We start from the raw sequence: 8,088 nt of genomic DNA on the forward strand, positions 1-8,088 counted from the left end.
CATGCCGTGCGCATGATCGTCGACAATGCAGGCGGTGAAGCTTCCGAAGTGATCATGGCCGGCGCCGTTCCTGACACCTGCCGCGCCTACAAACTTGATCCGGCGCGGGTGATTTCGCTCGTTGGGATGGAAATACCGGAAGCCGAACAGCGCCAGACCCTGACGGCCCTTGGCTTCCGGCTCGACGGCAACATGGCCCGGGTCCCCTCTTGGCGCCCCGACGTTATGGGCGAAGCCGATCTGGTCGAAGAAGTCGCGCGCGTAGCATCTTTGACCAAGCTGCAGGGCAAGCCGATGCGCAGGATGAATCCAGGCGTCCCCAAGCCGATCCTTTCGCCAATGCAGCGCCGCGAACGCGCAGCGCGCCGGACGACTGCGGCACTCGGCTACAATGAATGTGTGACCTACACCTTTATCGACAAAGCCGCAGCCGAGCTGTTCGGCGGCGGCGATGATGCCACCATGCTGGCCAATCCAATCAGTTCGGAAATGAGCCATATGCGCCCTGCGCTGCTGCCGGGTCTCTTGCAGGCGGCTGCCCGCAATCAGGCGCGTGGCTTCATGGATGTGGCTCTGTTTGAACTGGGACACGCTTTCCACGGCGGTGAACCCGAAGAGCAGCATCTGCAACTCTCCGGTCTGCTGGTCGGTCGAACCGGGCCCAAAGACGTGCACGGAACATCACGCGCCGTTGATGTGTTTGATGCCAAGGCCGACGCCGAAGCGGTTCTTGCAGCCATGGGCGCCCCGGCCAAAGCACAGATCCTGCGCGGCGCCAGCGATTGGTGGCACCCCGGTCGTCACGGTATGGTCTGCCTTGGGCCAAAAAAGGTGCTGGGCGTATTTGGCGAACTTCACCCAAAAGTGCTCAAGGCGATGGATGTCAAAGGGCCAGCGGTAGCCTTTACACTGTGGCCACAAGAAATTCCTTTGCCACGCAAAACCGGCGCAACGCGCCCTGCTTTGATGTTGAACGATTTGCAACCGGTCGAACGAGACTTCGCCTTTGTGGTCGATGCCCAAACTGCCGCTTTGGATCTGATGAACGCTGCAGCAGGAGCCGACAAAGCCTTGATCACCGATGTGCGTCTCTTCGACGAATTCATCGGAGGTTCCTTGGGCGAAGGCAAAAAATCTTTGGCCATCACCGTGCGCCTTCAGCCAACTGGTAGTACACTCAAAGAAGCCGATATCGAAGCGGTTGGAAAAAAGATCATCGAGAAAGTCGAGAAGGCCACCGGAGGCGCTCTGCGCGGCTGATACCGCAACACACCAAAACGAGGTCGGCGATGTACAAGTCAGCAAAGTTCTGGGATCGCATCGCCGACAAGTACGCGGCGACTCCGATCCGTAATCCAGACGCCTATGAGGCGACGCTTGATCAGGTGCGCGCCCTGGTTGCGCCAACCGACACCGTACTCGAACTTGGGTGTGGAACCGGATCAACTGCCGTGGCCCTTGCGCCAGATGTCAGCCAAATCATAGCAACGGATGTGTCCGGCGCGATGTTGGAAAAAGGCCGCCAAAAGGCCCACGATCAAGGCCTGAGCAATGTCCAATTCATCCAGACCGATGCAGCGGATGCGCCACAAGGCCCGTTTGATGTCGTCTTGGCATTTAACCTTCTGCACTTGCTCGAAGACATGGACGGCGCGTTATCAGACATTGCTGCGCGCACAAAACCCGGTGGGGTCTTTGTTTCCAAATCGTTTTGCATGCCGGATCGGCGCAACATGATCTGGTGGTTCATTCAGCTTGGCCTGCCTGTCATGCAAGCCATAGGCAAAGCCCCCTACTTCGCCAAGCTTTCGACTGCCGAGCTAGACGCAGCGATCACACGCGCTGGGTTCACAATTGTTGAGACCCAAATGGCCCCCGGCAAAGACCCGCGCCGCACTGTGATTGCTCGCCGCGCCGATTGATTGGCCTTTGCACCGATCTGCGCTACCCCTTTGACCCGAAACAAGGCCAAACAAAAAAGGAATGCCCCATGGGATTGCGTGTCTACCTGTCCGGAGAAATACACACCGACTGGCGCGAACAGATCATCGATGCCTGTGACGGGCTGGATGTTACGTTTGACAGCCCAGTAACAGATCACGCCGCGAGTGATGATTGCGGCGTTGCGATCCTTGGTGCGGAAGAGAACAAGTATTGGCACGACCACAAAGGTGCGATGGTCAATGCGATCCGCACCCGCAAAGGCATTGCCGATGCCGATGTGGTCGTCGTGCGCTTTGGCGAGAAATACAAACAATGGAACGCTGCGTTCGATGCCGGGTATGCAGCCGCATTGGGCAAATCGCTGATCATCTTGCAACAGCCGGACCATGATCACGCGCTCAAAGAAGTTGACGCCGCAGCCCTCGCTATGACCCGCAGCCCGCAAGAGGTCGCGCAGATACTGCGTTACGTCCTCAAAGGCACTCTGCCCGCCTGACCTGCGGCGCTTAAGCCGCAACTTGCGGCGGGTTTTCGCAATTTCCCCGTGGATCGTTTTGCGACACGTGACAAAACGTCTTTCGATGTTATCAGATTTACAGCCCCGGCCCAATCGCCGGGGCAAGCCAACACGAGGGAAACAGAGTAATGATTCAAGAATTCAAAGACTTCATCGCCAAGGGCAATGTCATGGACATGGCCGTTGGTATCATCATCGGCGCAGCATTCACGGCCATCGTGACATCACTTGTCGGCGACCTGATCAACCCGGTGATCGCGCTCTTCACTGGCGGCATCGACTTTTCCGGCTGGTTCTACACGCTTGATGGCAGCGAACACGCGTCTCTTGCCGCCGCTCAAGAAGCCGGCGCAGCCGTGTTTGCAATCGGCAATTTCATCATGGCCGTGATCAACTTCCTGATCATCGCCTTTGTTGTTTTCCTCTTGGTCAAGATGGTGAACCGCGTCAAAGCCGCAGCCGAAGCGCCCGAAGAGGTCGCACCCGAAGTCGACAGCGGCCCAAGCGAGCTTGATGTTCTGCTCGAAATTCGCGACGCCTTGAAAAAGAGCTAACCGCGAACCGGTCATCACATTGTTGATACGGTCAAAAAAGAACCCTGCGCCGGCCAGCCCAGCGCAGGGTTTTTGCGTACGGCATCAATGGCAAAGGCCTTAGACGAGCCCGAAACGCTCAGACCAAAACCTCAAGCCGCTCTTGATCACCAACGCCGAATACCCGCTTGTAGCGATCAATTTGGTCTTTCGGGCCCATCGCTTTATTCGGGTTATCCGACAGTTTCACCGTCGCCCGCCCATTCGCTTCAACCGCTTTGCAAACGAGGCTAAAGGGCGCCAGCCGATCATCCCGGGTCAGGCCACGAAAATCATTGGTTAGCAACGTCCCCCAGCCAAACGAAATCCGAACGCGCCCAGCAAACTGCCGCTGCAATTCCAGGATTTTGTCCACATCCAAACCGTCCGAGAAGATCACCAGCTTTTGGGTCGGGTCTTCCCCACGTTCTTTCCACCAGCGGATCGCCGTTTCGGCCCCGGTGGCCGGGTCGCCTGAATCAATCCTAATACCTGTCCAGCCCGCCAACCAATCCGGTGCATCACGCAAGAACCCTTCGGTCCCATAAGTATCCGGCAGGATCATCCTCAGATTACCCTCGTGTTCCTCGTGCCAATCGGCCAGAACGTCGTAGGGCGCTTTCGCCAAAGCCGCATCATCCTCGGCCAGCGCGGCATAAACCATCGGCAACTCATGCGCGTTGGTGCCTATCGCCTCTAGGTCACGATTCTTGGCGATCAGGCAATTCGACGTCCCGACAAAGCTGTCGCCCAAGCCTTCATACATCGCCTGCACGCACCAGTCCTGCCACAGGAACGAATGACGCCGCCGCGTGCCAAAATCGGCAATGCGAAGCGCCGGATCATCGCGCAGTTTCTCGATCTTTTCCCACAGTTTCGTCATCGCGCGGGCATAAAGCACCTGCAATTCGAACCGGCCCATATCGTTCAGAACAGCGCGTCCGCGCAATTCCATCAAAACCGCAAGCGCTGGGATCTCCCACAACATTACCTCAGGCCAGGCACCCTCAAAGGTCAGTTCGTACTGATCGCCAACCCGCTCAAGGTGATACGGCGGCAGGCGCAGTTTTTCGAACCACTCCATAAAGTCAGGACGGAACATCTGGCGCTTGCCGTAGAACGTATTCCCGCGCAGCCAGGTGCTTTCGTTGCGCCGCAAAGACAGCGACCGGATGTGATCCAACTGTTCGCGCAATTCACCTTCGTCGATCAGCTTGGCCAAAGGCACATGCGAGGACCGGTTGATAAGGCTGAACGTGACCTGCGTGTCACGCTTGTTGCGAAACACCGACTGACACATCAGTAATTTGTAGAAATCCGTATCGATGAGCGACCGCACAATCGGGTCGATCTTCCATTTGTGATTCCAGACGCGGGTGGCGATATCAACCATGGCGGTCTCCGAAGGCGCGGGCGCGTCGCTTAGACCAATCTGGCCCCGACTTGTCCAGTGTCAGTGGTTCTTGTTCCAGTTCGCGATCTCTTGGTCGCGGATGCGTTCACAGGTCGCTTCGTCCACCCCCAGCAAACCGGCAATCTCGCCCACAAGCAAATCTTCCTTGGCGTGGCGGTTGCCATCAGCATAGACAACATCCCACAAAGCGGCGACCGCAGCCTCTCGCTTTTCGGTGCTGATGTTTTCAGTCAGGATAGCGGCAAGCTCGGCTGTCTTAGACAATTCATGTTCCAGCTTTTCGCACTGGGCCCGCATTTTGGCAGCCTCAATCGGACCCAAGCCATACATCTTGGCCAATACGCGGTCGATCTCTTCGACCTCTTGAAACAGGTATGCCCGGTCAGCCATCGCAGTCCGTACCATCAGCGCCCCCAAAGCGAATTTCTCATCCGCCGGTGGCAGGGGTGTCTGCTGCACAGTTCTGTCAAATAGGGCTAGGATGCGTTCGAACATTGCAAGATGCCTTTAAAGGGTAGCGTTTCCAAAGCTTACGCAACTCTGTCGTTGGGACAAAGGGGGAAACCATCCCCTTCGGGCGTCACGTTCGAGATAAATCGCGCTTGCTGCGCTTGAGCTCGGCATCCAATTCGGTCGGTTTGTGACGTGCAGCCATCAGCGCCTCATCAAGGCTTTGGCCTTCTACCGCTGCAGCGGCAACGCGGGCCAAGGCATAGGTCGCGACTCGCTTGGTGCCTTTCAAGGCAGCGCGGCTCAGACCGATGGCCGCAAGATAAGTGTGATACGGACCAAGCGTGCCGGGCCCGGGTACCGCCTTTCCTTGTGCCACAGCTTCGCACGCGCTCACATCCGTCGACACGTAGGCACGGCAAATCATAGGGCGGGCTTCATACGCGCGACACATGCGGCTGTCCGGGTCAAGCGATGGGCACGCCTTGGGGTTCCATTCACGCCCATCCGGCTGACCGGCTAGTGGCGCTAGCGCCTCGTAAAGCGCGACCGCTTCGGTTTCGGAAATGGTCCCACCATCATCGCCAGACAGGATACAACAAAATGCGCAGCCCTCGGCACAGGCCAAGCCACTGGGCGACAGACCTGACAGGCCAAGGCGGCCAATTCCGGTTGCCGCTGTCCCATCCGCAAGGTCCGTCACCGCCTGTTTCGTGTCAGTCTGCGCCCCAACATACGCGATCAACCCACGTTTTGCGCGATCACTGACTTCAGGTTTTGTTGCAACGCGGGCTTTGTTCAATCGCTCCGCAAGCGTAGAACTCTTGCTCATACCAACGTCACGCCAGCCTGCACCATATCCTGCCTGGCGGTCTCAAGCGAACCGTTCAAATCAATCGCCCGACACAGGTCCATGCGCACGGTCACGTCGAACCCCAGCTTGGCCGCATCAATCGCAGAATAGGCAACGCAAAAATCCGTGGCGAGACCCACCAACGAGAGCTTTGCAATCCCTCTTGTGCGCAAATACCCTTCTAACCCCGTGGGTGTGGAATGATCATTCTCGAAGAACGCCGAATAACTGTCGATGGAGCGACGAAAGCCCTTACGGATCACCATTTCAGCGCGGTCAGTATTCAGGTCTTTGTGGAATGCGGCACCGTCCGACCCGATCACGCAATGATCCGGCCAAAGCACTTGCGGCCCGTAGGGCATTTCAACCATGCCATAGGGCTCTTTGCCCTTGTGTTCAGAAGCAAAGCTCGAATGGCCAGCCGGGTGCCAATCCTGTGTCAGAACCACCGCTTCGGCATCGGCCATCGACGCATTGATACCCGAAACAATCTGGTCGCCTTGTGGGACGGCCAATGTGCCGCCGGGGCAAAAGTCGTTTTGAACGTCGATGACAATCAGCGCAGACATGGGGTAAGCCTCTTCTTGGGTATGTCTTGGGTAAGAACACCACCGTTAAGGGTCAAGGGTTGCGGCATTGCGAAACCTTGCAAGGCACGGCAACCGAGCGTAATTCCCGCTCATGTTTACGGTTTGCGCACTCTATCACTTCACCCGCTTCGACGATCCTGCATCCCTGCGAGAGCCGCTTCTGGCCGCCTGCCGCGAGAACGCGATCACAGGAACCTTGCTTTTGGCAGGCGAAGGGGTAAATGGCACGGTCGCTGGCCCAGAGGCAGGAATTAACCATTTGTTAACACACCTGCGCGCTCTGCCCGGCTGCGCCGATCTCGAATGGAAAACCTCAACAGCACAAGACCGTCCCTTTGCCCGCATGAAAGTACGGTTGAAGAAAGAAATCGTCACTATGGGCGTCCCCGATGTCGACCCCCGAGCAAAGGTTGGGCATTATGTGCAGCCGTCTGAATGGAACGAACTGATCCAAAGCCCAGATGTTGCCGTTATCGACACGCGCAACGATTACGAAGTTGGCATCGGCACCTTCACCGGCGCGGTCGACCCCAAGACCGAGAGCTTTCGCGAGTTTCCCGAATGGTGGGAACAGAACAAGGATCGCTTCCACAACAAGCGTATCGCGATGTTCTGCACCGGGGGTATTCGCTGCGAAAAATCCACCAACTACCTGATCAGTCAGGGTGTGGACGAGGTCTTTCACCTCAAGGGTGGCATCCTGAAATACCTTGAAGAGGTACCAGAGGAACAAAGCACCTGGACCGGGGATTGCTTTGTGTTCGACGGTCGGGTGTCCGTGGGGCACGGCCTCAAGGAAGGGCCGCATCTTTTGTGTCACGCCTGCCGCCGACCAATTTTGCCAGCGGACCGCGACAATCCCGAATACGAACATGGCGTGTCATGCCATCTTTGTATTGATGAAACCTCAGACGGCGACAAAGCGCGATTCCGAGAGCGCCAAAAACAGATCCGATTGGCCGAAGAGCGTGGCGAGCGGCATTTGCATGCAGATGTTGTTGATGAAACATAAATAGGTCCGTGTCGGCCACAATGTTTCGCGTGCGAAACAATGGGTCAACGATGTTCACCTTTTTTTCACCCGTCCGGGTATGAGATTCTTCGTACGAAGAATCTTAGCGGGCCATTAGCACGCGGGTTTCAGACCAACCATCAACGGAACACTTGGCACGTATGAATAATGGCCCCTCGGGCAGGTCGGTCACGCTCAAACTTCGAGTAAACGGCTGTTCCTCCACATGTGGGTGCAGCAATTCGCGGGTACCAATGAAGGTGCCGTCCTCGGCCTCAATTCGCCACCCATCCGCGTAGTGATCCCACCCCGTGTCAGCATGCTTCAAAGTCACAGAAACGCGCATGCCGATAATCTCAGCATCCACAATCTCTGGCGGGTCAGCCAAGACGGACGTTGCAAAACAGGTGAGGCAAACAAGGGCACGTACAAACATGCCGACAGCTTAACAGACCCGTCCAAACGTCAAAGTCACGTTTTCGCGTCCGGCGCACCGTGAATGAGGACATGCCGCGATTGCGACGCAAATTCCCGGCGCAGAATCACCAATAGCGTCACCAACGTCGCCAAGATCAAAGGCCCCGCACCCAGCAGCCAGGCGGACGACGCAATACCAAAATACACAGACCGCAGCCCGCGATTGTACCCGCGCGCTGCCGTGATGTTCACCTCGGCGGCTTGCAAGGCCATAGGCAACGCTTTGGGATCATTTGGATCGTTCGGCACCGCCGACATG

At 57.1% G+C, this 8,088-nt stretch carries 11 protein-coding genes; 5 read left to right on the plus strand and 6 right to left on the minus strand.

Features of this window, described 5'->3' with window-relative positions; translation table 11 throughout:
* The 4 genes from ACTG4M_RS16415 to mscL all read left to right on the plus strand — a co-directional run.
* A partial coding sequence (locus ACTG4M_RS16415) for a phenylalanine--tRNA ligase subunit beta (RefSeq protein WP_439124745.1) occupies positions 1 to 1,260 on the plus strand: 1,260 nt, incomplete at its 5' end.
* Positions 1,261 to 1,289: 29 nt separating this feature from the next.
* Positions 1,290 to 1,922 (plus strand): class I SAM-dependent methyltransferase, encoded by a 633-nt coding sequence (locus ACTG4M_RS16420; RefSeq protein ID WP_439124746.1) that lies wholly within the window; start codon positions 1,290 to 1,292, stop codon positions 1,920 to 1,922.
* A 68-nt stretch (positions 1,923 to 1,990) separates the two neighbouring features.
* Positions 1,991 to 2,440: a YtoQ family protein gene (locus tag ACTG4M_RS16425; protein WP_439124747.1), complete on the plus strand. Its 450-nt coding sequence runs from the start codon at positions 1,991 to 1,993 to the stop codon at positions 2,438 to 2,440.
* Between the two features lie 149 nt (positions 2,441 to 2,589).
* A complete protein-coding gene (gene mscL / locus ACTG4M_RS16430; protein ID WP_439124748.1) occupies positions 2,590 to 3,015 on the plus strand; it encodes a large conductance mechanosensitive channel protein MscL in 426 nt (141 codons plus the stop codon).
* A 118-nt stretch (positions 3,016 to 3,133) separates the two neighbouring features.
* On the opposite strand, the gene pncB is transcribed toward mscL, so the two are convergent.
* From pncB to pncA, 4 genes are all read right to left on the minus strand, one after another.
* Entirely contained in the window at positions 3,134 to 4,426 is a 1,293-nt protein-coding gene (gene pncB / locus ACTG4M_RS16435) for a nicotinate phosphoribosyltransferase (RefSeq protein WP_439124749.1), read from the minus strand.
* A gap of 60 nt (positions 4,427 to 4,486) precedes the next feature.
* Complete coding sequence (locus tag ACTG4M_RS16440) at positions 4,487 to 4,942, minus strand: TerB family tellurite resistance protein (protein WP_439124750.1); 456 nt, start codon at positions 4,940 to 4,942, stop codon at positions 4,487 to 4,489.
* A gap of 85 nt (positions 4,943 to 5,027) precedes the next feature.
* Positions 5,028 to 5,729 carry a YkgJ family cysteine cluster protein gene (locus ACTG4M_RS16445; protein ID WP_439124751.1) on the minus strand — a complete coding sequence of 234 codons (702 nt, stop codon included), beginning with the start codon at positions 5,727 to 5,729 and terminating at the stop codon, positions 5,028 to 5,030.
* Entirely contained in the window at positions 5,726 to 6,319 is a 594-nt protein-coding gene (pncA, locus tag ACTG4M_RS16450; protein ID WP_439124752.1) for a bifunctional nicotinamidase/pyrazinamidase, read from the minus strand. The genes ACTG4M_RS16445 and pncA overlap by 4 nt, the downstream gene beginning before the upstream one ends.
* Before the next feature lie 112 nt (positions 6,320 to 6,431).
* Here pncA and trhO point away from each other — a divergent pair, with 112 nt between their 5' ends.
* Positions 6,432 to 7,352, plus strand: coding sequence for an oxygen-dependent tRNA uridine(34) hydroxylase TrhO (gene trhO / locus ACTG4M_RS16455; RefSeq protein WP_439124753.1), 921 nt, complete (start codon positions 6,432 to 6,434; stop codon positions 7,350 to 7,352).
* Positions 7,353 to 7,455: 103 nt separating this feature from the next.
* Here trhO and ACTG4M_RS16460 read toward each other — a convergent pair whose 3' ends face one another.
* Positions 7,456 to 7,740, minus strand: coding sequence for a hypothetical protein (locus ACTG4M_RS16460; protein ID WP_439124754.1), 285 nt, complete (start codon positions 7,738 to 7,740; stop codon positions 7,456 to 7,458).
* An 83-nt stretch (positions 7,741 to 7,823) separates the two neighbouring features.
* On the minus strand, positions 7,824 to 8,088 hold a 265-nt coding region (locus ACTG4M_RS16465; protein WP_439124755.1), incomplete at its 5' end, for a DUF599 family protein.

Origin of the sequence: Marivita sp. (assembly GCF_965656765.1) — a bacterium.
Classification (GTDB): Bacteria; Pseudomonadota; Alphaproteobacteria; order Rhodobacterales; family Rhodobacteraceae; genus Marivita.